Below are 24,154 nucleotides of genomic sequence, written 5' to 3'. Positions count from 1 at the left end.
ACCCGGGGCGGGTGCCTACCCGACAGCGTCGCGTGTCACGCGCCGATTCCGCCCTGGTGACGCGAATGAGTGGCACTGCCCACACCCGGAGTGACGCGAACGCAGTGCGGGCGGCCGGGAAGCGCTGCCCCGGTCCCGGCAGCGGTCAGAGGTGGACGTCCCCGTCGTCGAGCCCGTCCTCGTCGTCTTCGTCCTCGCGCTCGACGAGGACGGGGGAGCCGTGGTGCGACCAGACCTTCCACCGTCCGTCGTCCGTGCGGCGGAAGACGTTGGTGGCCACCACCAGGCCGCCCACCAGCGGGCCGGCGGAGCCGTCCTCCTCGGCGGGGCCGCCGCTGAGGATGTTCTCCGTACAGCTGACGAGCGCGGTGTCGCCGTGGACCGATACGTCCACATCGGTGAGGAAGAACTGCACGTAGTCGGTGTTGGCCATGATGAGCGCGTAGGAGCGCAGCACCTCTTCACGGCCGGTCAGGGTGGGCCAGCCCGGGTGGACGACGCTGACTCCGTCGTCCATCCACAGGTCGGTGAGGGCGTCGAGGTCGGCGTGCTCCACCGCGTCGTACAGGGCGGTGTTGGCGGCCTCGACCGCCTCGATGTCGGTGCTCGCCCCGTGGCTCACCGGACCCGCCCCGCGTGTGCGCCGGTGCCCGCCGCCTGCCCGGGACCGGCTCCCGGTGCCGAGGTGCCGTCCTGCGCGGCTTCCTCGACGGCGTGGGCGACGCGGACGGCGTCGGCGCTGGCCCGTACCTCGTGGACCCGAACCGCCCAGGCGCCCTCGCGGGCGGCGAGGGCCGAGACCGCGGCCGTCGCCGCGTCACGTTCGCGAGCGGGTGGGACGGCCGAGTCGTCCGGGCCTGCCAGTACGCGTCCGAGGAACCGCTTGCGCGATGCGGCCACCAGCAGAGGGTGCCCCAACTCGGAACGCAGCCGGGCCAGTTCGGCGACGAGGCGCAGATCGTGCCGGGCCTGCTTGGCGAAGCCCAGTCCGGGGTCGGCGATGATGCGCTCCGGTGCGATGCCGCCGTCGACGGCCTGCCGGAGGCTCGTCCGCAGCTCGCCGACGACCTCGGACGTCACATCGTCGTAGACGGCCCGGTTGTTCATGTCGATGGACTGGCCGCGCCAGTGCATGACCACGAACGGCACCCGCGCCTCGGCGACCAGCGGCACCATCCGCGGGTCGGCCAGGCCTCCGCTGACGTCGTTGACCATCACGGCCCCCGCCTCGACGGCGGCCTCCGCGACGGACGCGCGCATGGTGTCGACGCTCACAAGGACGTCGTCCGAGGCCAGACCCCGGACGACGGGCAGCACCCGGCGCAGCTCCTCGGCCTCGTCGACGCGGGGAGCCCCGGGCCGGGTGGACTCGCCGCCGACGTCGACCAGGTCAGCGCCCTCGGCGACGAGGTCGAGGCCGCGCTTGACGGCGATCTCGCTGTCGAACCACTTGCCGCCGTCGGAGAAGGAGTCGGGGGTGACGTTGACCACCCCCATCACCGCACAGCGGTTCCACTCGGGAAGTCCGGTTACGTGGCCACGCGAGGGGTTCATGGCTCCAGCGTAGGCGGATCGTCCTCCGCGGGGCGGACCGGCGGCAGAAGGGGCAGTCCGGCCGCACGCCACGCCTGGAAGCCGCCGGCGAGGTCCGTCGCCCTGTGCAGGCCCAGTTCGCGGAGGGAGCGGGCGGCCAGGCTGGACGCGTAGCCCTCGTTGCACAGCACGACGATCCGCAGGTCGGAGCCCGTCGCCTCGGGCGAGCGGTACGCGCACGTGGGGTCGAGCCGCCACTCCAGCTCGTTCCGCTCGACGATCAGGGCGCCGGGGACGGTGCCGTCGCGGTCCCGCAGAGCGGCGTACCGGATGTCCACCAGCAGGGCGCCCTCCCGTTGGGCGTCGGCCGCCTCCCGCGGGGTGAGGCGCCCGCCGAGGGCGGAGCGGGCCGACTCCAGCAGGGCGTCGATGCGGCTGGGCGGCTGCTCCCCTTCGGGACCGGCGGGCTCTGCCGAAGCGGCGCTCATCCCCGCTCTTCCCCTCGGCCCTTCGGGTCCGGGGAGCCCCCAAGGGCGTTCGATCTGCTCCGGACGCTCATTCCCACTCCCCCGGGCGTTCGATCTGCTCCAGGCGCAGCAGCGCTCCCGTGCGGCTGTAACGCCGCATCAGCGGCAGCGGCGGGTAGTAGGCGTGCACGGAGACCGCGTGCGTCCCGTCCGACTCGTTGAGCACCTGATGCACGTGGTGCGGGCCGAAGGCGCGGCCGCGGCCCGCGGACAGCCGGCGTTCGCGGTCCACGCCGTCGGCGAGTTCCAGCGTCTTCCAGCCCTCCGTGGGGATGCGGGCGGCGAGGGACTCCTCCGTCAGTTCGCCCCTGGCCGTGGCGAAGGCGCCCCGGGAACCGCCGTGGTCGTGCCAGCCGGTGCCCGTTCCGGGAGGCCAGCCGATGACCCATGCCTCGCTGCCGCCGGGCCCGTTGAGGCGGAGCCAGGTGCGGCCGTCGGGGTCGAGGGGGAGGGAGGCGACGAGCTGCTCGTCGGCGGCCGTGGCCCGTACGAAGTCGAGGAGTTCGGCTTCGCTGGGCGCCGCGGCGGGGGCCGTCGTCGTGTGGTCGCGGTCCGGTACGGCGGCTTTGGGCGCAGGCTGCGGACCGGAGGCGGGCAGAGACGCGGGTGCGGGGGACGCAGATGACACGGGGAACCGTCCTGGCGGGTGATCGGTGTGCGGCGCCCGGCGGGCGCGCGTTGGCAGGAAGCGATCAGCAGGACGGACGACACAGGCAGCCCACGTAGCGGAGCAGATCCAGGTGGACCCTCCGCCAGGGGTGCAGCTCGGTGCCGTTCATGCGCTGGAGTGAAGCACGGCGGCCACCCGCGGTCAACCGGCGGCCCGGCTCTGTGACCAGGCCGACCGAGCCGGCCGCCCCGTGCCGCGGCCCGTACACGGTACGGCGGGGCGGTCGCCGGGCCCGGTGCTCAGGCGTCCGCCACCGTCTCCAGCTCGACCTCGTCCCTGCTCACGTCCCGTTCGTCGGCGTCGATCGAGCGGCGCAGCGCCTCGTGCAGGCGGCTGGGGGTCAGGACGCCGACGAAGCGGTCCGCCTCGTCGAGCACCGCGATCCAGCCGGCGTCGTGCTGGAGCATGCTGCTGAACGCCTGCTTCAGGGGCGCGCCGAGGGGGAGCCAGGCCTCCATGCGGCGGGCGTGGTCGGCGACGGTCACCGGGCCCGAGCCGCCCGGCCCGGTCTCCGCCTCGCGCACCGGTGCGTCGGCCGCTTCCGCCGAGAGCCAGCCGTGCAGTTCGTCCGCGTCGTCGAGGACCACGGCCCAGCGTGCGCCGTCGGCGCGCATGCGGGCACGGGCCTTGTCGAGGGGGTCGTCGAGGTGCACGACCGGCGGGGCCTCCAGGTCGCCGCGCTCGATCGGGGTGACGGAGAGCCGCTTGAGCCCGCGGTCGGCGCCGACGAAGTCCGCCACGTACGGGGTGGCCGGGGCGCCGAGCACCTTCGCCGGGGGGTCGAACTGCTCGATGCGGCCCTCGCCGTAGACGGCGATGCGGTCGCCGAGGCGCACGGCCTCCTCGATGTCGTGGGTGACGAAGAGGACGGTCTTGTGGAGCGTCGACTGAAGCTTCAGGAACTCGGTCTGCAGATGCTCCCGCACGACGGGGTCGACCGCGCCGAAGGGCTCGTCCATCAGCAGCACCGGCGGGTCGGCGGCGAGAGCGCGGGCCACCCCGACCCTCTGGCGCTGCCCGCCGCTGAGCTGGTCCGGGTACCGGTCGCCGTAGCGGGCGGGGTCGAGACCGACGAGCTGCAGCAGCTCGGCCGCCCGTTCGCGGCGTTCGGCCTTCGACCATCCCAGCAGGTAGGGGACCGTCGCGGTGTTCTCGAGGACGGTCTTGTGTGGGAAGAGGCCGACCTGCTGGATGACGTAGCCGATGCGGCGCCGCAGTTCGACGGGGTCGACGGCGGAGATGTCCTCGCCGTCGAGCAGGATCCGCCCGGACGACGGCTCGATGAGGCGGTTGACCATCTTCATGGTGGTCGTCTTGCCGCAGCCGGACGGCCCGACGAGCGTGACCAGTTCGCCCTCCGCGACCTCGAGTGACAGGTCGTGCACGGCCGTTGTGCCGTCCGGATAGCGCTTTGTGACGTTCTCGAAGCGGATCATGGTCTCAATCTCGTCGCTCGTCGGCTGGACGGGGCCGGTGCTGCTCGCCCGTTTCGGTGGCCCCGGGGGATTGTGCCGTGGCCCGTATGAAGGGTGTGTTGCAGGAGTGTGGCAGTTCGGGGCGCTCACCGGTAGCGGACTGTAAGGTCTCCCGTCATGCTTACGTGCGCGCACGAGCGCCGCGTGAGCGGGCGGCGCCCGGGCGAGGGCGGGGGACGAGTGCATGGCGAGCGGGGTGAGCGGGGTGGACGGGTTGTACGGCGCTGACGCGGCCTTGGCCGGGGCGGCAGGGAAGGCCGGTGGCGACTGCCTTTCCGCGAACGAGTGGATCTGCCCCGAGTACGTGACCTCCCGCGGCCAGGAGCTGGCGGACGCCACGGCGCAGCACGTGTGGATCACCGTCGTCTCCGTGGTGCTCGCGCTGCTCGTCGCCTTCCCCCTGGCGCTCGCGGCCCGGCGCTGGCAGCGCGCGTACGGCCCCGTGCTGGGGCTGACCACGATCCTTTACACCGTTCCCTCGCTCGCCATGTACGCCCTGCTGCTGCCGCTGTTCGGAGTGGGTGCGTCGGTCGTGGTGACGGGGCTGGTGCTGTACTCGCTCACCGTCCTCGTACGGAACATCCTGGCCGGGCTGGAGTCGGTTCCCGACGACGCCAGGGAAGCCGCCCGCGGCATGGGCTACGGACCGGGCCGGCTGCTGTTCGGAGTGGAACTGCCCCTCTCCCTCCCGGCGTTGATGGCCGGCGTGCGCATCGCGACGGTCTCCGCGGTGGCGCTCACGACGGTCGGCGCGATCGTCGGGTTCGGCGGGCTCGGGAACCTCATCTACGAGGGCATGGACAGCTTCTTCAAGGCGCAGGTGCTGACCGCGTCCGTGATCTGCGTGCTGCTGGCCGTACTCGCGGACGTGCTGCTGCTGGGGCTCCAGCGGCTGCTGACGCCGTGGGTACGCGCAGGGGGCCGGAAGCCGGGGCGCGGGCGGGACGCCGAGCGCGGGCCGGGCGAGCGCGGCGGCGACGGCGGGCCGGGGCCCGGCGGACCTGCGGACACCGTTCCGGCCGCCGCCGGCAAGGAGGCGTGACGATGGGCTTCTTCCTGGACGCGTGGACGTGGCTGGCCACCGGCTCCAACTGGACCGGCGGCGAGGGCGTCGTCCACAGGCTCGGCGAGCACCTCTATCTGACGGCCGTCTGCCTGGGGGCCGCCTGCCTCATCGCGCTCCCGGCCGGTCTGTGGCTCGGCCACGTGGGGCGCGGCGGGGCACTGGCGGTGAACATCTCCAACGCCGGGCGTGCGGTGCCCACGTTCGCCGTGCTGGTGCTGCTGACGCTGAGCCCCCTGGGGAAGCAGGGCGACCTGCCGACCATCATCGCGCTGGTGCTGTTCGCGCTGCCGCCGCTGCTGACGAACACCTACGTCGGCATGCGCGAGGCCGACCGCGACGTCGTGGAAGCGGCGCGCGGCATGGGCATGTCCGGCCGGCAGCTGCTGGCCCGCGTGGAGGTGCCGCTCGCGTTCCCCCTGATCATGACGGGGGTGCGCTCGGCCGCCGTGCAGGTCGTGGCGACCGCCACGCTGGCCGCGCTGCCCGGCGGCGGCGGTCTCGGACGGATCATCACCGCGGGCTTCGGCACGTACGACACCCCGCAGGTCGTGGCGGGCGCCGCGCTCGTGGCGGCGCTGGCGCTGCTGGTCGAGGGCGTGCTGGTGGTGGCGGAGCGGTTCCTCGACCCGATGCGGGGACGCCGCCGCGGCGGCGGGAAGCGGCAGCCGTCCGCAGCCGGTCCGCGATCCGGTTCCCCTTCCCGATCGACGCCCGACAAGTTCGATGAAAAGGTGATTCCCGCGCAGCCGACGGCCTGACGGCTCGCTGCCCGGGCGTTCCGGCCTCCGTTACCCCGTGACCCGGCATCCGACGAATGGTGGATCTCTCATGAACAAGGCAGCACACCCCGAGCAGGCGCACGGCGGTCCTCGCGGAACGCGCCGTACCCGCCGTGCGCGCGGCGTCGTGGCCGCGTGCGGCAGCGCCGCCGTGCTGGCGGCGGCCCTGACGGCCTGCGGCGGGAACAGCCTGGAGAAGGAGGGCGGCACCTCGGCGGACGGCGGTTCCAAGGGCGAACTGGTCGTCGGCTCGGCGGGGTTCACCGAGTCGCAGGTCATGGCGGAGCTGTACGCGCAGCTGCTGACCAAGGCGGGCTACGAGACGTCGATCAGCAAGCTGAAGAACCGCGAGCTGTACGAACCGGCTCTGGAGAAGGGCGACATCGACGTCGTACCCGAGTACGCGGCGACGCTGGCCGAGTTCCTCAACGCGAAGAAGAACGGGCCGAAGGCCGAGCCCGTCGCCTCCAGCGACGTGAAGAAGACCGTCGCCGCGCTGGAGAAGCTGGCGAAGCCCCGCGGGCTGAAGGTACTTCCGGCGGGGAAGGCGGTGGACCAGAACGCGTTCGCCGTCACGAAGGACTTCGCCGACGAGCACAAGCTCAAGACCCTCTCCGACCTCGGGAAGTCCGGCGAGAAGATCAAGCTCGCCGCCAGCGACGAGTGCGAGGAGCGGCCGTTCTGCCGCCCCGGTCTCGAGAAGAAGTACGGCATCGACATCACGGACATCGACCCCAAGGGCGTCGGCACCACGCAGGCCAAGGAGGCCGTCAAGAACGGCACCGACCAGCTCGTCCTCACCACGACCACGGACGCCACGCTCGAGGACTTCGGACTGGTCCTCCTCGACGACGACAAGCAGCTCCAGAACGCCGACAACGTGCTGCCCGTCGTCAACGCGGAGAAGGCGGGCGGCAAGAAGGTCGCGGACGCCCTGGGCAAGCTGACCGGGACGCTCACGACCGAGGACCTGACGGACCTCAACCGCAAGGTCGACGCCGAGCGTCAGAAGCCCAAGGACGTCGCGGAGGACTACCTCAAGGAGAAGAACCTGCTCTAGCTGTATTGCCCTGGCAGGCACATGGCACCGTCCGCCGCGCGCACCGCATGCGGCGGACGGTGCCGTTCGTCAGACAGGCCCGGGGCGTGACGGCCCGGGGCCCGTGGCGTGCGCCCAGCGCCGCGGCGCGGGAGCCGATCAGGACAGCGGAGGGCGAAGCAGACAGGCGCGGGTGGCGGGGTAGTAACAATGCCCCGTGCCCGGTGCCTGATCGGAGCCTTGCACGGTACATTCCAGGCCATGCCTCGTGGACGCCATCGCCAATCGCAGCCACTGCACCGGTCACTCGCTCCGGCGAGCATCGCTGCCGCCGCGCTGATCTGTGCGGGAGGTGCGTGGCTCTTCGGCGAGGCGGGCTTCTCCGATACGGACACGGTGCTGCTGCGGTTCTGCGTTCTCGCGGCTGCGGCCGCGGCCGTCACCGGCGCAGCGATGCTGCGCGCCTGGGACCGGGCGGCGGGCAGGCGGGTGGGCGAGCTCAAGGCACAGCAGACCAGCGCCGACTGGCGTGCCGAGGAGCGGTACGCCGAACTGGAATCCGAGGTCGAGGAGATCCGCGAGGCCCGCGAGAAGCTGCAGGGGCGGCTGCGGGAGAAGCGGTCGGAACTGGCGGAGCTGCGCAGCGAGCACGCGGATCTGCTCCGGCGGTACGCGCATGCCGAGACCGAGCGGGCGAGCGCCCTCGAGGTGCGCCGCCGGCTGGAGATCGAGTCGGGTGAGCCCGCGAAGGCGCTGACGTCCTCCGCGACGGACCACCGCAGCCCGGCCGGGGCGCCCACGCCGCTGACGTACCTGCAGGCCAACGAGGCGCTGAAGCACCTGGACCGCAACCTCCGCCGGAAGCTCGAACGCGAGGAGCAGGCCCGGCAGGAGGAGCTGGAGCAGCAGGAGCAGGAGCGCCGCGAGCAGGAGCAGCGCGAGCTGGCGCGCGAGGAGGAACGGGAGCGGGAGCGGGCCAACCGGAAGCCGAAGCCGGCGCCGGACGAGCGCGGTACCGACCAGGAGGGCGGTGCGTTCGACTTCTTCGGCACCGGCGGCTCCAAGCCGAAGCGGCGCGCGAAGAAGACCGCGCCCACGCCGCCCCGCGCGCGGGAACCCAGGGAGGCGAGTGACGCGGGAGAGTCCGCGAAGTCGGACGGGCCCGCGAAGCCGGACGCGCGGCCCGAGGGCGGCGCCGACCCCGTGGGCGGTTCCGGCACTGCGGGCGGCACGGGTGCCGACCCCGTGGGCGGTCCGGGCGTCACCGGCGGCGCGGCTGCGAGGACGGAGGCCAAGCCGGACGAACCGCGGAAGAAGACCGGCCGGGCCGCACGCCGTAGCGCGTCCGGGGCTGGAGGCGCACCCACCCCGCAGGGGAAGCCGGCGCAGGAGGCGGGAGTGGTTCCCGCTCCCGCCGTGCCCTCGCACGGGGAGACGGACGAGAGCAAGGACCAGGACGGGACGGAGCCCGCGGGCGGCAAGGCTGCGGCGGATACAAGGGCCGCGGCGGATGCAAAGGCCGCGGCGGAGACAGGGGCCTGGCTCGGGAAGCCGGTGGCGGGTGCCCCGGTTTTCGTCGACGAAGCCGCCACGACCGTCGAACCGTCCTCCGCGAAGACGGACGAGGACTCCGAGCCGGATGAGGGCGCGGAGGGCGCGCGGGCCGAGCGCGAACAGCCGGGGCACGAGCCGGAGCAGGCGCCGTCGCAGCAGGGGCACGAGGGGGAGAAGCCGCAGCCCGCGGACGGGGCCGGCGACTCCGGCGGGACCCCGGGGACCGGCCGGTCCGCTGCGGACTCCGCGCAGAAAACTTCCGGGAATCCGGCGGTGGGGTCGGCGTGGGAGTCGGCGGGAGAAGCCTCGGAGTCCGGGAACGCGGCGTCCGGCACAGCGTCCGACGAGGCGCCTGACGCGGGGTCCGGCGCCGGGAAGCCGTCCGGGCGTTCAGAGGGCGCGGGCGAGTCCGCGGAGGGCGGTTCCACCGGCAAGGCGAACGGCACGGTCGCCGGCGCCACGAGGTCCGGGACCGGCGAGTCCAAGGCCCGGCACAGGGCGTCCGGAGGGCCCGCGTCGAAGTCGGGTTCCAAGCAGACCAGGGTGCGCAACGCCGGTTGAGCCCCGGGCCCGGCCCCGTCCCGTCCTGGCACGGCGCCGCCACAGCGCCGCAGGACAGCGGTGGCAGCGCCACAACGTCGCGTGCCACAGCGCCGATGCGTCCCGGCGCCGTGGATCCGACGCCCGTGAGGTGCTGACGCGCCCTTGCCCGGCGGCGTCCCGCCGTCCGCGCCGCTGCTTGCCGGTTACTTGTCGATGTCGCCGACGACGAAGAAGAACGAGCCCAGGATCGCCACCATGTCGGCGACGAGCGTCCCCGGGAGCAGCTCGGTCAGCGCCTGGATGTTGTTGAACGAGGCCGAGCGCAGCTTGAGCCGGTACGGCGTCTTCTCGCCCTTGGAGACGAGGTAGTAGCCGTTGAGGCCGAGCGGGTTCTCCGTCCAGGCGTAGGTGGCCCCCTCCGGCGCCTTGAGCACCTTCGGCAGCCGCTGGTTCACGGGGCCCGGCGGCAGCTTGGCGAGCCGGTCCAGGCAGGCGTCGGCCAAGTCGAGCGAGTTGTGGGCCTGTTCGAGCAGCACCTCGAAGCGGGCCAGGCAGTCGCCCTCGCCGCGTGTGACGACCTTCAGGACGTCCTGGAGCTCTCCGTACGCCAAGTACGGCTCGTCACGCCGGAGATCGAAGTCGACGCCGGACGCGCGGGCGATCGGGCCGCTCACTCCGTAGGCGTGCACGGTCTCCTGGCCGAGGACGCCGACTCCGCGCGTACGCCCGCGGAAGATCTCGTTCCCCGTCACGAGCCGGTCGAAGACGTCCATCCGGGACCGCACGTCCGCCACTGCCTGCCGGGCCCTGCCCTGCCACCCCGCGGGCAGGTCCTCCTTGAGGCCGCCGACGCGGTTGAACATGTAGTGCATCCGGCCGCCGGACAGCTCCTCCATGACGTGCTGCAGCTCCTCCCGCTCGCGGAAGGCGTGGAACACGGGCGTGATGCCGCCCAGTTCCAGCGGATAGGAGCCGAGGAACATCAAGTGGTTGAGTACGCGGTTGAGTTCGGCGAGCAGCGTCCGCAGCCACACGGCGCGGACGGGGACCTCCATGCCCAGCATGCGTTCGACGGCCAGGACGACGCCCAGCTCGTTCGAGAAGGCGGAGAGCCAGTCGTGGCGGTTCGCGAGAACGATGATCTGGCGGTAGTCGCGGGCCTCGAAGAGCTTCTCGGCGCCCCGGTGCATGTAGCCGACCACGGGCTCGACCTCGCTGATCAGCTCGCCGTCGAGGACGAGGCGCAGCCGGAGCACGCCGTGCGTGGAGGGGTGCTGGGGGCCGATGTTGAGCACCATGTCGGTGCTCTCGGCGGCGCCGCCCACGCCGACCGTCGTCCGCGTCCCCGAGGGCCGGGGCGTTCCGGCGGCGTCGCCCGTCGTCGTCCGCTGACTCATGGGCCTCAGTCTCGCACCCTCCGGCGCGGCGGCTCGTGGCGGTCGCGGATTCGCCGCCCGTCCGGCGTTGTCCACAGGCCTGTGCGGCGTGCGGGGCAGCGCATACGCTGGCCGCATGACGACGGGGACAGGCCGTCCGGGCGGGGCACCGGAGCACGGCCGGGGGCAGAGGCCCGACGGCGGGCAGGCTCCGGTGGGCGGCGATCCGGGGCAGACGCCAGGGGGAGCGCCGGGAGGCGGTTCCGAGGGCGGTTCCGAGGGCCATTCCCAAGGCGGTTCCGAGGGCGGTGGCGCGCCCGAGCGGTGGCAGGGCGTCGAACGGGCCCTGCTGAAGGTGCGGCGGCTCGTCCTGCTGTTCACGATGGCGCCGGCAGCAGTGGGCCTGGCGGCCCTGCTCGGTCTGACGGCAGGTCCGGGCTGGGCGGCCTTCGCGCTGCTCCCGCTCGTGGTCGCGGCGTGGGGCTGGGGCGCGATCGAGCGCAACTGGCGTTCGTGGCGGTACGCGGAGCGCGAGGACGACCTGCTGATCAGCCGCGGTGTGCTGTGGCGCGAGCTGACGGTCGTGCCCTACGGGCGTATGCAGCTGGTGGAGGTCACGTCCGGGCCGCTGGAACGCCGGTACGGCCTGGCCCGCCTCCAGCTCCACACGGCTGCCGCGACGACGGACGCCGCCATACCCGGGCTCGTGCCACAGGAGGCGGAGCGGCTGCGCGACCGTCTCACTGAGTTGGGCGGCGCGCGCTCGGCGGGGCTGTGAGCGGCATGCCGGAGGGCACGCAGGCGGCCCCCGGCGGCCCGGTTCCACCTCCGCGGGCGGCCGGGCGGCGGCTGCACCCCGTGACGCCGTGGCGGCGGGCCTGGGCACCGGTCGCCGGTCTGATCGCCTTCTCCGTGCACGACTTCGAGCGGACCCGCGAGTGGTTCTCGCACCTCACCACGGGATGGCTGGTCGCCGCCTTTGCGGTGCTGCTCCCGGCAGCGGCGGCCTACGGCTTCTTCTCCTGGTGGTTCACGAGCTACCTCGTCACCGACACCGAGCTGCGCATCCGCACGGGGCTCGTCTTCCGCCGCACCGCGCACATCCGTCTGGACCGCGTCCAGGCCGTCGACGTGGGGCGCCCGCTCCTCGCCCGTGTCGCCGGGGTGGCGAAGCTCAAGCTGGACGTGGTCGGCACGGAGGACAAGGACGAACTGGCCTTCCTCAGCGAGCGGGAAGCCGTGGAGCTGCGTGCCGAACTCCTCGCGCGCGCCGCGGGGATCGCGCCCGAGGCGGCGCCGGAGGCCGGGGAGGCGCCCTCCCGCGAGCTGCTGCGCGTCGGCACCCGCACTCTCGTGACGGGTCTGCTGCTGATGGGCACGGGCTGGGGTGCACTCCTCGCGATGGTCGCGGTGCCCGGCGTCGTCTTCGCGGTCAGCGACAGCTTCCTGGCGGGGCTCGCCGTGCTCCTCCCCGCGCTGGGCGGCGCCTGGGCGAGCACGGGCGGCCGCTTCCTCAAGGAGTACGACTGGACTGTGGCCGAGTCACCCGACGGCCTCCGCCTCGACCACGGCCTGCTGGACCGCGAGCACGCGACCGTACCGCCGGGGCGTGTGCAGTCCGTCAAGATCGCCGAACCGTTGCTGTGGCGGCGCCGCGGCTGGCTGCGGGTCGACCTGGAGATCGCGGGGGCGGGCAAGGACAAGGGCGGCGTACTGATACCCGTGGCACGCCGTGACGAGGTCGCGGACGTGCTGGGCCGGATCCTCCCCGGGCTCGGGCTCGACGCCGTGGAGGAGGCCGTCACGCCGGTGCCGCGGCGTGCGCGCTGGTGCACGCCGCTGTTCTGGCGCGGATACGGGCACGGGGTCACCGATGCCGTCTTCGTCACGCGCAGCGGGCTGCTCAGGAGGCGGACCACACTGGTGCCCCATGCCAAGGTGCAGAGCGTCCGCTGGGAACAGGGCCCGTGGCAGCGGCGGATGCGTCTCGCGGACGTCTGCGTCGACCACGGAGCGAACGGCTGGACCGCGGCCGCCATGCGCGACGCCGACGAAGCGGAGGCGCTGGTCCACGCGCAGGCGGAGCGGTCGCGGCTGGGGCGGCGCGAGGCGCATCCGGAACGGTGGATGACGTAGCGGGTGCGTGACGCGAGGGGTCTGTGGCGAGACGCTCACCGCGGGAGAGGGCGCCTCACGCGGGGCCGGCGCACCACGTGAGCCTGCGGCGGGCGCGGGCCGTTCGCTCAGTGAAAGGGCGTCGAGACACCGCCCAGTGGCTGCACCAGCCAGCTGAAGGCACCCAGTCCTCCCGGGTCGGTCAGCTCCGCGGCTTCACCCGCGGCGGCCAACTGCCGTACGTACTCGGCCGGTTCCGCCGACGCGAGCCGCAGCGGGGGGCGGGCGCCGTGGACGCCGAGCGCGTGCAGCGCGTCGCGCTGGGACAGCAGCACGGGTTGCGCCGAGGGCTCCACGCCGGCGTCCTCCGGACGGCCGCGGTCACTGCCCGCGCGCCCGCCGGGGACACGTTCCTCGCCGGCGTGTCCGTCACCTGGGTTGTCCAAGTGCCCAGTGACGGAGCGTTCACGGCCCGCGTGGTCGTCGGCCGCGCGGGGAGGGCGCCGCCTCCGTACGGCCAGTGCTCCGGCCGCGGCGCAGGCGTCGAGCGCGACATGGGCGGTGAGGTCGCGGCTCCCGTCAGGGACCGGGTGGGTCTCGCGGCCGTCGAGATAGCCGGTGAGCGTGCCGAAGGGAGGTCGGCTCCCGCGGAAGTGCGCGTAGTCGACGGCGACGGCCAGGCCCCTCTCCAGCGTTCGGACGGCAGCGGCCCACGCCTCGTCGCGGGGCCGACCGATCTCCGCACGGAGACCGACCTCCGCACGGAGACCGACCTCCGGTTCCCGGCCTTCGGGGCACGGGCGTGACTCCGGTCCGCGGCCCCCGTCCGGCGCATGCGGACGGTCCTCCTGCGGCGCGCGCACCGCGGGGTCCGCCGTCGACGGCAGGCACTCGGAAGCGAGGGGCCACCACTGCGCGAGCCATTCGGCGTCCGGGCCTTCGGCCAGCGGTTCGCCGAGCCGCTCCGCACCGTCGGACGGCCGTACGAGCACCGTGTGGGGCACCCCGCCGGGGCCGGTCTCCACCACGTCGACGGGCACGTTGTCGAGCCATTCGTTCGCGAAGAGCAACCCCGACAGCCCTGGTCCGGCGGGCAGTTCGGACCGCCAGACGATGCGCTCGTCCAGTCCATCCGGGCGGGGCGCCCGCTCGACGGCGTAGGGGCATACGCGTCCGGCCGGCTCCGCGGGGAGCGCGGCGAGTACGCCGGTGAGCAGCTCTCCCGCCCCCGCCCCGACGTCGACGAAGGCCAGTTCGGCGGGGTGTCCGAGCGCCTCGTCGACGTGCAGCAGCAGCCGCGCCACGGCCTGCGCGAAGAGAGGCGACGCATGGACGGACGTACGGAAGTGGGCGCCGGGCCGCTCGCGCACGAAGAAGCCGGGCAGCTCCGTTCCGGAGGGCCCGGCCGCATCTCCGGCTCCGTTCCCGGCCGCGTCTCCGGCTCCGGCGCCCTCCCCGGCCGCGTCCCCCGCTCCCGCTCCCGCTCCCGCTCCCGCTCCGGCTCCGGTGCGGCGGCGGGCTCCGCCCACCCCGCTCGTCCCGTACAGGGCGCGCTCCGCCGCCGCACGCCAGGTCGTCCACTGGCCGCCGGCCCGGCGGAGGGGGCGAGGCCGATCCTCGGGAGCGTGATCCTCGGGCGCGTTCACGGGGCCACGCTAGGGCAGGGCGCCGGAGCTCCCTCCTCCACCTTGGGGAGTAGATGCACGGCCCCCGTATCGGCCGCCGGGCTGACCCCGGGACGTACCCGGCCTCCATACGCTGGGTTATGTGAACCGCATCTACGACTTCATCCGCCGGCACCCCACCTGGGTGGACAGCTGCTGGGCTGTCCTGCTGCTGATGATCTCCTCGGTGTGGTTCATCTCGAGCGTCGAGTCCGACTCCGAGGGCCTGCCGCAGGGGCCCAAGGAGCAGGTCGCGGCGGTCCCGATCGTCCTCGCGCTCTGCCTGGTGGTCGCGCTGCGCCGCCGCGCACCGGAGAAGATGCTGGTCCTCACCACCGGCACCGGCGTCGCACAGGTCGTGACCCACGTCGACGTGGGGCCCGCGAACTTCGCCATGCTGGTGATCGTCTTCACGGTGGCGTCCCGCAACATCCGCTGGGCCTCCCGCTTCGCCCTGGGCGGGGCAGTGGCCGCACCCACCATCGCGACGCTCCGCTGGCCCGAGGAGAACCAGACCCTCGCCGGGACGATCCTCGGCGACATCTTCCTCACGGTCACCTTCGTGCTCGCCTGGGTGCTGGGCGACTCGCTGCGTACCCGGCGTGCCTACTACGCGCAGCTCGAAGAGCGCGCCACGCGTCTCGAGAAGGAGCGCGAGGCGCAGACGCAGATCGCGGCGGCGGCCGAACGCGCCCGCATCGCGCGGGAGCTGCACGACGTCGTCGCCCACAACGTCTCGGTGATGGTGGTGCAGGCCGACGGTGCCGCGTACGTCCTGGACTCCGCTCCCGATCAGGCGAAGCAGGCGCTCTCCACGATCTCGGGCACGGGCCGCCAGGCGCTGGCGGAGATGCGGCGCCTGTTGGGCGTGCTGCGCACCGGCGAGAGCGGCCCGGACGGCGCGTCCGGCCGCGAGGGCGCCGGGGAGTACGGGCCGCAGCCGGGCGTCGACCAGCTCTCCGAGCTGATCGAGCAGGTGCGCGGCGCCGGGCTCGCCGTGAGCTTCACCATCGAGGGGACGCCGCGTCCGCTGCCGAGCAGCATCGAACTGACCGCCTACCGCGTCGTGCAGGAGGCCCTGACGAACTCCCGGAAGCACGGCGGGCCGGACGTCGGCGCCACCGTCCGCCTGAGCTACGGCGCCGACGAGCTGTCCCTGCTCGCCGAGGACGACGGACGGGGCGCGGAGCGCGAGATGTACGAGGAGGGCGGCACCGACGGTCTCGGCCACGGCCTCATCGGCATGCGCGAACGCGTCGGCATGGTGGGCGGGAGCCTGGAGACCGGGCCCCGTCCGGGGGGCGGCTTCCGTATATGCGCGGTCCTGCCGCTGAAAGCCGTCCACTGATCCGCGGACGGCTTCCGCGTCCGCCCGCCCCCGCCCCCGATCCGAATCCCGCCCCGAATCCCGACCCCGACCTCGGCTCCGACCCTGCCCCCGCCCGACCCCGGCCACCCGACCCCGGCCCCCCCCGCCCGAAGGGACGACCCATGACCATCCGCGTGATGCTCGTCGACGATCAGGTACTGCTGCGCACCGGCTTCCGCATGGTCCTCAGCGCGCAGGAGGACATGGAGGTCGTGGCGGAGGCGGGGGACGGCGCCGAGGCGCTGGAGCGGCTGCGCTCCACGAAGGTCGACGTCGTGCTGATGGACGTACGGATGCCCAACGTCGACGGCGTCGAGGCGACCCGTCGCATCTGCACGGAGGGCGAGGGCGGCCCGGGCGAACCGAAGGTGCTCATCCTGACCACGTTCGACCTCGACGAGTACGCCTTCACGGCGCTCAAGGCGGGGGCCGGCGGCTTCATGCTCAAGGACGTGCCGCCGGACGACCTGCTCGCCGCCATCCGTGCCGTGCACAGCGGGGACGCCGTGGTCGCGCCGAGCACCACCCGCCGTCTCATCGACCGCTTCTCGACCGTGCTGCCCTCGACCACTCCCGGGCCGCTCACCCGGGGGCTGGAGCGGCTGACCGACCGCGAGACGGAGGTGCTCACGCTCGTCGCGCAGGGTCTCTCCAACGGGGAGATCGCCGCGCAGCTCGTGCTGTCGGAGGCCACGGTCAAGACCCACGTGGGCCGCATCCTGGCGAAGCTCGAACTGCGCGACCGGGTGCAGGCCGTGGTCCTCGCGTACGAGACGCGGCTGGTCAGGGCCGGCGGCGGCACCGCGTGACGCCGTGACCCGGCCCTCGATCCCGGCCCCCGACCCCGGCCCCGACCCCGGCCCCCGACCCCGGCCATCGGACGGGCCGCGGCGACCGGACGGTGACGCCGCCACGCCGTGCGGCGGCCCGTCCGCGGCCTGTCTCCGCCGCGTCAGGACGGGGCGGCGGCCGCGGCCGCCCGGAAGTCCAGGAACTCCGCCACCGCCGCGCGTACGTCCTCCGCGGTCCACGACAGCCCCGGGCGGGCGACCGTGACCTCGGTCGCCGCGGTTCCGGGCGGCGCGCCGGACGGCCGTGACCACCGCCTGAAGAGCACCGTCCCCGTCTCCTCCGCCTGCCGTACGCCCGCCTCCGTCAGCTCGTCGGCCTCGTAGGGGAGCCAGACCTGGAACTGGTGCGTGTGCGGCGTCCGCGGCCACACCCGCCACCACGGCAGACCCGAGCCGGTGAACGCCTCGTGCAGGGCCCCGGCCACCGTCGCCGCGTGCCGCACGTACTCGGGCAGGCGGGGCAGTTCGAGGTCCAGCCCGGCGAGGGCCGCGAGTGCGGCGGGCCACTGCTGGAAGGGCTGACCGCCGTACCTGTGCCGCCACGCGGCCGCCTCCTCGACGACGGTCGCGGGACCGGCGAGAGCCGCCCCGGACAGGCCGCCCAGGGACTTGTAGAAGCTGACGTAGACGGTGTCGGCCAGCGAGGCCACGGCGGTCAGCGGCCGGCCGAAGTGCGTGACGGACTCCCACAGCCGGGCGCCGTCGAAGTGCACGACGGCCTCCCGCTCGCGGGCCGCCTCGACCACGGCCGTCAGCTCGTCCCAGGTGGGGAGGACGAACCCTGCTTCGCGCAGGGGCAGTTCGAGCATCAGGGTGCCGAACGGCTCGTCCAGTGCCCGTACTTCGGCTGCGGTGGGCAGCCGCGGTTCCGTCGTCGGGCGGATGGGGCGCAGACCGGCCAGGATCTGCAGCGCGTCCCGCTCCCAGACCATCGGATGCGACAGCGGATGGAGCGCCACGGTGCTGTTCCCGGTGCGGCCCGCCCAGCAGCGCAGCGCCACCTGCTGGGCCATGGTCCCGGTCGGGAAGAAGGCGGCGGCCTCCGTGCCCAGGGCGGCGGCCGTCCGCCGCTCCAGCTCGCCGACGATGCCGTCCTCGTTGCCGTACTGGTCGGTCCAGTCGCCGAAGTCGTGGGCCCGAGCGCCCTGTTCGGCCAGCCGGGCCAGCCGGTCGCCGATGCGTTCGCGTCCGGGGACCGGGGCGAGGAGGCGCGTGGCGCCGCCCCATGCGTCGAGCTGCCGTCTGCGGCTGTCCCGCTCGGTGTCCGTCATGGGACGCATCCTGGGGCCTTCCGGGACCCGGGCACCAGCGGATTCCGTCCGGCCCGCGGGACCGGGGGCGGGACCGGGGCAGGGCCGTCCCGGCGCACCAGGCCCGAGGGCTCCGCCGTCCCGCGTCCGGCCGCACGGGCCGGGAGTCGTGCACGGGGCGAACCGCACGCGTCTCCGCGCCGCGGCGAAGGCATAGCATGGCGGTGAGACGTCCGGTACCCGCGAGGACCGGAACGGAAGACGGAAGGCTCCCCGCCAGTGAACCCAGAGCAGCCAGCCCCGCCCCCCGGCCCGGATCGGGGGACCAGGGCAGAGGACCGTCCCGCCCGCCTCGACGTCGGCGTCGTCGGCACCGGCCGCGTAGGCCCCGCGCTGGCGGCCGCGCTGCGACTCGCCGGGCACCGTCCCGTTGCCGCGTCTGGCGTCTCCGAGCGTTCGCGGCGCCGCGCCGCCGAACTGCTGCCAGGGGTGCCGCTCGTCGATCCCGCCGAAGTGCTGGCGCGCGCCGACCTCGTCCTGCTCACCGTGCCCGACGACGCGCTGCCGGGGCTCGTGGCAGGGCTCGCCGAGACGGGCGCCGTACGGCAGGGGCAGCTCGTCGCGCACACCTCGGGGCGATACGGCACCGCCGTCCTCCGACCCGCCCTGCGCGCAGGGGGGTTGCCGCTCGCGCTGCACCCCGTGATGACCTTCACCGGCACACCGGTCGACGTGCAGCGGCTCGCGGGCTGCTCCTTCGGCGTCACCGCGCCGGAGGAGCTGCGGCTCGCCGCGCAGGCGCTCGTCATCGAGATGGGCGGCGAACCCGAGTGGATCGCCGAGGAGGCCCGGCCGCTCTACCACGCGGCACTCGCCATCGGCGCCAACCACCTCGTCACCCTCGTCAACCAGGCCATGGAGCTGCTGCGCACGTCCGGCGTCGAGGCCCCGGACCGCATGCTCGGGCCGCTGCTCGGCGCCGCGCTCGACAACGCCCTGCGCTCCGGCGACGCCGCCCTCACCGGCCCCGTCGCCCGCGGCGACGCCGGCACGGTCTCGGCGCACATCACCGAACTGGGCGACCACGCACCCCGCATGGTCGCCGGCTACCTGGCCATGGCGCGTGCGACGGCGGACCGCGCCCTCGCGCACGGCCTCCTCGCGCCCGAACGCGCAGAGGACCTGCTCGACGTACTGTCCGAAGGAGGCCGAGGCCAGTGAGGCGCACAGCAGGAGACGCCGGCACCGCCGTGGGAGGCGGGCCCCTGCCGTCGGACGGCGGTGCGCACGGGCCGTCCCCGGCGGGCCCCCGGAGCGTGCGACTGGTCCGTACGGCCGCCGAACTGCGCGACACCGCTGCCCCGTCGAGCCGCGACGAGCCCTGCCTCAGGGCCGCCGTCATGACGATGGGCGCGCTGCACGCCGGCCACGCCTCCCTCATACGCACCGCTCGCGAACGGGTCGGCGCGCGGGGGCAGGTGGTCGTCACCGTCTTCGTGAACCCCCTCCAGTTCGGGCCGTCGGAGGACCTCGACCGCTACCCCCGGACGCTCGACGCGGACCTGGTCCTCGCGGCGGAGGCCGGCGCGGACGTGGTCTTCGCACCGTCCGTCGAGGAGGTCTACCCCGGGTCGGCCGCCGACCCCAGGGGGGCGGGCCCGCAGGTACGCGTCGCCGCCGGGCCTATGGGCGAGCGCTTCGAAGGGGCGTACAGGCCCGGCCACTTCGACGGGATGCTGACCGTCGTCGCCAAGCTCCTCCATCTGACGTCGCCGGACATCTCGCTGTACGGGCAGAAGGACGCGCAGCAACTCGCCCTGATCCGCCGGATGGTGCGCGACCTCAACTTCCCCGTGCAGATCGTCGGAGTCCCCACGGTCCGCGAGCCGGACGGTCTCGCGCTGTCCAGCCGCAACCGTTACCTCTCACCTGCCGAACGGGAGAGCGCGCTCGCCCTCTCCCGGGCCCTCTTCGCCGCCCGCGGCACCATCGAGGGCGGCGGCGGAGCCGACGCGGCGCTGGCAGCCGCCCGCGCGGTCCTGGAGGAGGCGGCACACGCCGAACCGCCCCTCGGTGTCGACTACTTGGCGCTCATCGACCCCGCCGACTTCACGGAGCTGACGGCGCGGGACTCCGCCGCCGAACCCACCGGGGCCCCCGGAGCGGCAGCCCCCGCCGCACGCGAGGACCTCGGCGAGGGCGGCGGCTCCGAGGCCGTGCTGGCCGTCGCCGCACGCGTCGGCAGCACCCGGCTCATCGACAACGTCACCCTGCCCATGGAGCTGTTGGGGGTACGCCCGTGACCGGCCGCGCGGACCACCGGACGGGGCGGGGCGCCCGGCAGGCCCGGGAGGGCGGCATACCCTCCGCACGCGCCGCCCTGCCCGCCCCCGCGCCCGGCTGGCGCATCGACGCGGACGTCGTGGTCGTCGGCTCCGGCGTCGCCGGCCTGACCGCCGCCCTCCGCTGCGCCGCGGCCGGCCTGGACACCGTCGTCGTCACCAAGGCCCGCCTCGACGACGGGTCGACCCGCTGGGCGCAGGGCGGCATCGCCGCGGCGCTCGGCGAAGGCGACAGCCCCAAGCAGCATCTCGACGACACGCTCGTGGCCGGCGCCGGCCTCTGCGACGAGGAGGCCGTGCGCCTCCTCGTGACGGAAGGCCCCGCCGCCGTACGCCGGCTCATCAGCACCGGCGCGCAGTTCGACACGGACGCGAGCACCGGCCAGATCGAACTGACCCGCGAGGGCGGACACCACCGGCGCCGCATCGCCCACGCCGGCGGCGACGCGACGGGTGCGGAGATCTCCCGCGCCCTGGTCGAGGCCGTGCGGGACGGACGTACGAGCGTCCGCACGGTCGAGAACGCGCTCGTGCTCGACCTGCTCCGCACCCCGGACGGCGCGACGGCCGGCGTCACCCTCCACGTCATGGGCGAGGGCCAGCACGACGGGGTCGGCGCGGTGCACGCCCCGGCAGTGGTGCTCGCGACGGGCGGAATGGGCCAGGTGTTCTCCGCGACCACCAACCCGCCGGTCTCCACCGGCGACGGCGTCGCACTGGCGCTGCGCGCGGGCGCCGAGGTCAGCGACCTGGAGTTCGTCCAGTTCCATCCGACGGTGCTCTACCTCGGACCGGACGCCGAGGGCCAGCAGCCCCTGATCTCGGAGGCCGTACGGGGCGAGGGCGCCCACCTCGTCGACGCCGGCGGCGTGCGCTTCATGACGGGCCGGCACGAACTCGGCGAACTGGCGCCCCGGGACGTCGTGGCCAAGGGGATCATGCGCCGGGCGGCGGAGCAGGGCGCCGAGCCCGGCACGGAGCACATGTTCCTCGACGCCCGCCACTTCGGCCCCGCCATGTGGGAGAGCCGCTTCCCCACCATCCTCGACGCCTGCCGCAGCCACGGCATCGACCCGGTGACCCAGCTCGTCCCGGTGGCGCCCGCGGCCCACTACGCCAGCGGCGGCGTCCGCACCGACCTGCACGGACGTACGACCGTCCCCGGGCTGTACGCCTGCGGCGAGGTCGCCTGCACCGGCGTGCACGGGGCGAACCGCCTCGCCTCCAACAGCCTCCTGGAGGGGCTCGTCTTCGCGGAGCGGATCGCCGAGTCCGTCGCCGAGTCCGTCGGCGGAGCGGCCGGGGGAAGGGCCGAGGCCGCCGCCGGATCGGCCCGGGACGGGGCCGAGGCCGCCCGTCCGCTCCCTGCGGAGAGCCCCGGCACCGCCGGCCGGCTGCCCGTCGCCCCGCTGCTTCCGCCCGAGGCCCGGCCCGTCATCCAGCGCGTCATGACGGCCGGCGCGGGAGTGCTGCGCTCCGAGGCGAGCCTGACCGAGGCGGCGGCCCAGCTCGACGCCGTCGCCGCCGGAGCGGCCGGAGAGCCCGCCGCTCCCGGCGTGGAGAGCTGGGAGACGGCCAACCTCCATCTCGTCGCGCGCGTACTCGTCGCGGCGGCCCTGCGCCGCCACGAGACCCGTGGCTGCCACTGGCGCGAGGACCATCCCGGACGGGACGATGCGGCCTGGGCCCGCCACCTCGTCGTGGAGCTGCGGGAGGGGGGCCGTAGTCTCGACGTCCGGACGACCCGGACGACGTCCTTCCCGCCGACCGTTCCGCAGAGTTGGTTGTCGCGGGAACGGCCCGCGGACCGGCCGCCCGACGCCCAGCACGCGAAGCCCGTACACCACCCCGCCCAGCCCACCCGACCCGGACAGCCCCACGGCCGCCACACGGCCAGGCCACCCTCACACCCTTGATGGAGAAGCCGTGACCAGCCCCTTCCCGGACTCACCGGAGGAGCGACGCCCCCAGCCCGTCGACGTGCCCCTGCTCCAGATCGGCGGACCGGGGACCCCGGCCACGGCGCCGGGCTCCGGCGGCGGCTGCGGCGACGCCTGCGGCTGCTCGGACGCAGCCGGGGCGGACAGCCCGTACGGCCTCGATCCCCTGGACTGCGGCCTCGACCCCGACCTGGCCGAACTCCTCGCCGGCGCCGGCCTCGACCCCGTACAGGTCGAGGACATCGCACACCTCGCCATCGAGGAGGACCTCGACCACGGCGTGGACGTCACCACGGTGGCGACCATTCCGGAGGACGCCGTCTCTACGGGGGACTTCACCGCGCGGGAGGACGGCACGGTCGCCGGACTGCACGTCGCCGAAGCCGTGCTGTCCGTGGTCTGCACCGACGAGTTCGAGGTGGAGCGCCACGTCGAGGACGGCGACCGCGTCACGGTCGGGCAGCGGCTGCTGACCGTGCGCACCCGGACCCGCGATCTGCTCACGGCGGAGCGCAGCGCGCTGAACCTGCTCTGCCGCCTGTCGGGCATCGCCACCGTCACGCGCCGCTGGGCCGATGTGCTCAGCCGCGCCGCGACGGCCACGGCCGACGCCACCCGCGCGGAGACCCGCGTACGCGACACCCGCAAGACGACGCCGGGCCTGCGGGCCCTGGAGAAGTACGCGGTCCGCTGCGGAGGCGGTACGAACCACCGCTTCTCCCTGTCCGACGCCGCTCTGATCAAGGACAACCACGTCGTCGCGGCGGGCGGGGTCGCCGAGGCGTTCAGGCTCGTGCGGCGCGAGTTCCCGGGCGTGCCCGTCGAGGTCGAGGTCGACCGCCTCGACCAGATCGAGCCGGTCCTCGCCGAGGGCGCGGACCTCATCCTGCTCGACAACTTCACCCCCGACGAGACGGCCGCCGCGGTCACACTGGTCGCCGGCCGCGCCCAGCTGGAGTCCTCGGGGCGCCTCTCCCTGGAGAACGCCGCCGAGTACGCCGCCACGGGCGTCGACTTCCTCGCCGTCGGTGCGCTCACCCACTCCTCCCCGATCCTCGACATCGGGCTCGACCTCCGCGAGGGCGGCCCCGCCCAGGACGCAGACGACGACCGTGAAGAGGTGGATGTCTGATGCTGCTGACCATCGACGTCGGTAACACCCACACAGTGCTCGGCCTCTTCGACGGGGACGACATCGTCGAGCACTGGCGCATCTCCACCGACGCCCGCCGCACCGCCGACGAACTGGCCGTGCTGCTCCAGGGCCTGATGGGCATGCACCCGCTGCTCGGCGAGGAGCTCGGCGACAACGTCGAGGGCATCGCCATCTGCTCCACCGTCCCCTCCGTCCTGCACGAGCTGCGCGAGGTCACCCGCCGCTACTACGGCGACATCCCCGCCGTGCTCGTCGAGCCGGGCGTGAAGACGGGCGTGCCGATCCTCATGGACAACCCCAAGGAGGTCGGCGCCGACCGCATCATCAACGCGCTGGCGGCGGTCGAGCTGTACGGCGGGCCGTGCGTCGTCGTCGACTTCGGCACGGCCACGACGTTCGACGCCGTCTCGGCGCGGGGCGAGTACGTCGGCGGCGTCATCGCCCCCGGCATCGAGATCTCCGTCGACGCGCTCGGCGTCAAGGGCGCCCAGCTCCGCAAGATCGAGCTGGCCCGCCCGAGGAGCGTCATCGGCAAGAACACCGTCGAGGCCATGCAGTCCGGCATCCTCTACGGCTTCGCGGGCCAGGTCGACGGGGTCGTCGACCGCATCGCTCGGGAGCTGACCGACGACCCGGACGACGTGACCGTCATCGCCACCGGAGGACTGGCGCCGATGGTGCTGGGCGAGGCGGGCGCCATCGACGAGCACGAGCCCTGGCTCACGCTCGTCGGCCTCCGGCTCGTCTACGAGCGCAACGTCAGCCGCTCCTAGGGCGTGTCTCAAAGTCCCGTCTGGGCCGCGGTGCCTGGCACGCACGCTGCCTGCGTTGTCGGTCGTCGGCGCAGCCCGCTGCGCTCTCCTCCCTCCGCCTTGCGATCGCACGCACCAGACACCGCGTCCCCC

At 74.0% G+C, this 24,154-nt stretch carries 21 protein-coding genes; 13 read left to right on the top strand and 8 right to left on the bottom strand.

Annotated elements, in window-relative coordinates:
• Positions 1-145 precede the first annotated feature (145 nt).
• The 5 genes from H181DRAFT_RS19810 to H181DRAFT_RS19785 all read right to left on the bottom strand — a co-directional run bounded on the left by H181DRAFT_RS19810 (position 146) and on the right by H181DRAFT_RS19785 (position 4,166).
• Entirely contained in the window at positions 146-622 is a 477-nt protein-coding gene (locus H181DRAFT_RS19810) for a nuclear transport factor 2 family protein (protein WP_045865911.1), read from the bottom strand.
• Positions 619-1,554 (bottom strand): dihydropteroate synthase, encoded by a 936-nt coding sequence (gene folP / locus H181DRAFT_RS19805; protein ID WP_045865910.1) that lies wholly within the window; start codon positions 1,552-1,554, stop codon positions 619-621. The genes H181DRAFT_RS19810 and folP overlap by 4 nt, the downstream gene beginning before the upstream one ends.
• Complete coding sequence (locus H181DRAFT_RS19800; protein ID WP_045865909.1) at positions 1,551-2,021, bottom strand: rhodanese-like domain-containing protein; 471 nt, start codon at positions 2,019-2,021, stop codon at positions 1,551-1,553. Before H181DRAFT_RS19800 ends, folP begins: the two co-directional genes overlap by 4 nt.
• A gap of 67 nt (positions 2,022-2,088) precedes the next feature.
• The gene (locus tag H181DRAFT_RS19795) at positions 2,089-2,688 is read right to left on the bottom strand and encodes a cupin domain-containing protein (RefSeq protein WP_078895856.1); all 600 of its coding nucleotides are present in this window, start codon (positions 2,686-2,688) and stop codon (positions 2,089-2,091) included.
• 281 nt (positions 2,689-2,969) lie between these two features.
• Entirely contained in the window at positions 2,970-4,166 is a 1,197-nt protein-coding gene (locus H181DRAFT_RS19785; RefSeq protein ID WP_045865908.1) for an ABC transporter ATP-binding protein, read from the bottom strand.
• 223 nt (positions 4,167-4,389) lie between these two features.
• On the opposite strand from H181DRAFT_RS19785, the gene H181DRAFT_RS19780 reads away from it, so the two are divergent.
• From H181DRAFT_RS19780 to H181DRAFT_RS19765, 4 genes are all read left to right on the top strand, one after another.
• A complete protein-coding gene (locus H181DRAFT_RS19780) occupies positions 4,390-5,247 on the top strand; it encodes an ABC transporter permease (protein WP_078895855.1) in 858 nt (285 codons plus the stop codon).
• 2 nt (positions 5,248-5,249) lie between these two features.
• Entirely contained in the window at positions 5,250-6,029 is a 780-nt protein-coding gene (locus H181DRAFT_RS19775; RefSeq protein ID WP_045865907.1) for an ABC transporter permease, read from the top strand.
• A gap of 70 nt (positions 6,030-6,099) precedes the next feature.
• A complete protein-coding gene (locus H181DRAFT_RS19770; RefSeq protein ID WP_078895854.1) occupies positions 6,100-7,110 on the top strand; it encodes an ABC transporter substrate-binding protein in 1,011 nt (336 codons plus the stop codon).
• A gap of 240 nt (positions 7,111-7,350) precedes the next feature.
• Positions 7,351-9,204: a hypothetical protein gene (locus tag H181DRAFT_RS19765; protein WP_139131731.1), complete on the top strand. Its 1,854-nt coding sequence runs from the start codon at positions 7,351-7,353 to the stop codon at positions 9,202-9,204.
• Positions 9,205-9,389: 185 nt separating this feature from the next.
• Here H181DRAFT_RS19765 and H181DRAFT_RS19760 read toward each other — a convergent pair whose 3' ends face one another.
• The gene (locus H181DRAFT_RS19760; RefSeq protein ID WP_045865906.1) at positions 9,390-10,583 is read right to left on the bottom strand and encodes an NADH-quinone oxidoreductase subunit D; all 1,194 of its coding nucleotides are present in this window, start codon (positions 10,581-10,583) and stop codon (positions 9,390-9,392) included.
• A gap of 115 nt (positions 10,584-10,698) precedes the next feature.
• Here H181DRAFT_RS19760 and H181DRAFT_RS30245 point away from each other — a divergent pair, with 115 nt between their 5' ends.
• Together H181DRAFT_RS30245 and H181DRAFT_RS19750 are read left to right on the top strand one after the other, a co-directional pair.
• A complete protein-coding gene (locus H181DRAFT_RS30245) occupies positions 10,699-11,340 on the top strand; it encodes a PH domain-containing protein (RefSeq protein WP_078895853.1) in 642 nt (213 codons plus the stop codon).
• Between the two features lie 5 nt (positions 11,341-11,345).
• Positions 11,346-12,698, top strand: a complete 1,353-nt coding sequence (locus H181DRAFT_RS19750; protein WP_045866061.1) for a PH domain-containing protein — start codon at positions 11,346-11,348, stop codon at positions 12,696-12,698.
• Positions 12,699-12,805: 107 nt separating this feature from the next.
• Here H181DRAFT_RS19750 and H181DRAFT_RS19745 read toward each other — a convergent pair whose 3' ends face one another.
• Positions 12,806-13,981 (bottom strand): SAM-dependent methyltransferase, encoded by a 1,176-nt coding sequence (locus H181DRAFT_RS19745; protein WP_107068813.1) that lies wholly within the window; start codon positions 13,979-13,981, stop codon positions 12,806-12,808.
• A 463-nt stretch (positions 13,982-14,444) separates the two neighbouring features.
• On the opposite strand from H181DRAFT_RS19745, the gene H181DRAFT_RS19740 reads away from it, so the two are divergent.
• Positions 14,445-15,689 carry a sensor histidine kinase gene (locus H181DRAFT_RS19740; RefSeq protein WP_045865904.1) on the top strand — a complete coding sequence of 415 codons (1,245 nt, stop codon included), beginning with the start codon at positions 14,445-14,447 and terminating at the stop codon, positions 15,687-15,689.
• Between the two features lie 143 nt (positions 15,690-15,832).
• A complete protein-coding gene (locus tag H181DRAFT_RS19735; protein WP_045865903.1) occupies positions 15,833-16,519 on the top strand; it encodes a response regulator in 687 nt (228 codons plus the stop codon).
• A 143-nt stretch (positions 16,520-16,662) separates the two neighbouring features.
• On the opposite strand, the gene H181DRAFT_RS19730 is transcribed toward H181DRAFT_RS19735, so the two are convergent.
• Positions 16,663-17,832 (bottom strand): threonine aldolase family protein, encoded by a 1,170-nt coding sequence (locus tag H181DRAFT_RS19730; protein ID WP_045865902.1) that lies wholly within the window; start codon positions 17,830-17,832, stop codon positions 16,663-16,665.
• Positions 17,833-18,090: 258 nt separating this feature from the next.
• Here H181DRAFT_RS19730 and H181DRAFT_RS28935 point away from each other — a divergent pair, with 258 nt between their 5' ends.
• Genes H181DRAFT_RS28935 through H181DRAFT_RS19705 form a run of 5 tightly spaced genes read left to right on the top strand, consistent with a single transcriptional unit; the run spans position 18,091 to position 24,022 of the window.
• On the top strand, positions 18,091-19,032 hold the full coding sequence (locus H181DRAFT_RS28935; protein ID WP_045865901.1) for a Rossmann-like and DUF2520 domain-containing protein: 942 nt from the start codon (positions 18,091-18,093) through the stop codon (positions 19,030-19,032).
• Positions 19,029-20,114, top strand: coding sequence for a pantoate--beta-alanine ligase (panC, locus tag H181DRAFT_RS28930; RefSeq protein WP_302622649.1), 1,086 nt, complete (start codon positions 19,029-19,031; stop codon positions 20,112-20,114). The genes H181DRAFT_RS28935 and panC overlap by 4 nt, the downstream gene beginning before the upstream one ends.
• A 56-nt stretch (positions 20,115-20,170) precedes the next feature.
• Positions 20,171-22,069, top strand: coding sequence for an L-aspartate oxidase (locus tag H181DRAFT_RS19715; RefSeq protein ID WP_074467963.1), 1,899 nt, complete (start codon positions 20,171-20,173; stop codon positions 22,067-22,069).
• Between the two features lie 10 nt (positions 22,070-22,079).
• Entirely contained in the window at positions 22,080-23,225 is a 1,146-nt protein-coding gene (gene nadC, locus H181DRAFT_RS19710; RefSeq protein WP_045865900.1) for a carboxylating nicotinate-nucleotide diphosphorylase, read from the top strand.
• On the top strand, positions 23,225-24,022 hold the full coding sequence (locus H181DRAFT_RS19705; RefSeq protein WP_045865899.1) for a type III pantothenate kinase: 798 nt from the start codon (positions 23,225-23,227) through the stop codon (positions 24,020-24,022). The genes nadC and H181DRAFT_RS19705 overlap by 1 nt, the downstream gene beginning before the upstream one ends.
• Positions 24,023-24,154: the final 132 nt, after the last annotated feature.

The organism is Streptomyces sp. WMMB 714, from assembly GCF_900090125.1.
Lineage (GTDB): Bacteria > Actinomycetota > Actinomycetes > Streptomycetales > Streptomycetaceae > Streptomyces > Streptomyces daqingensis.
This window is presented reverse-complemented; position numbering and strand designations above follow the sequence as displayed.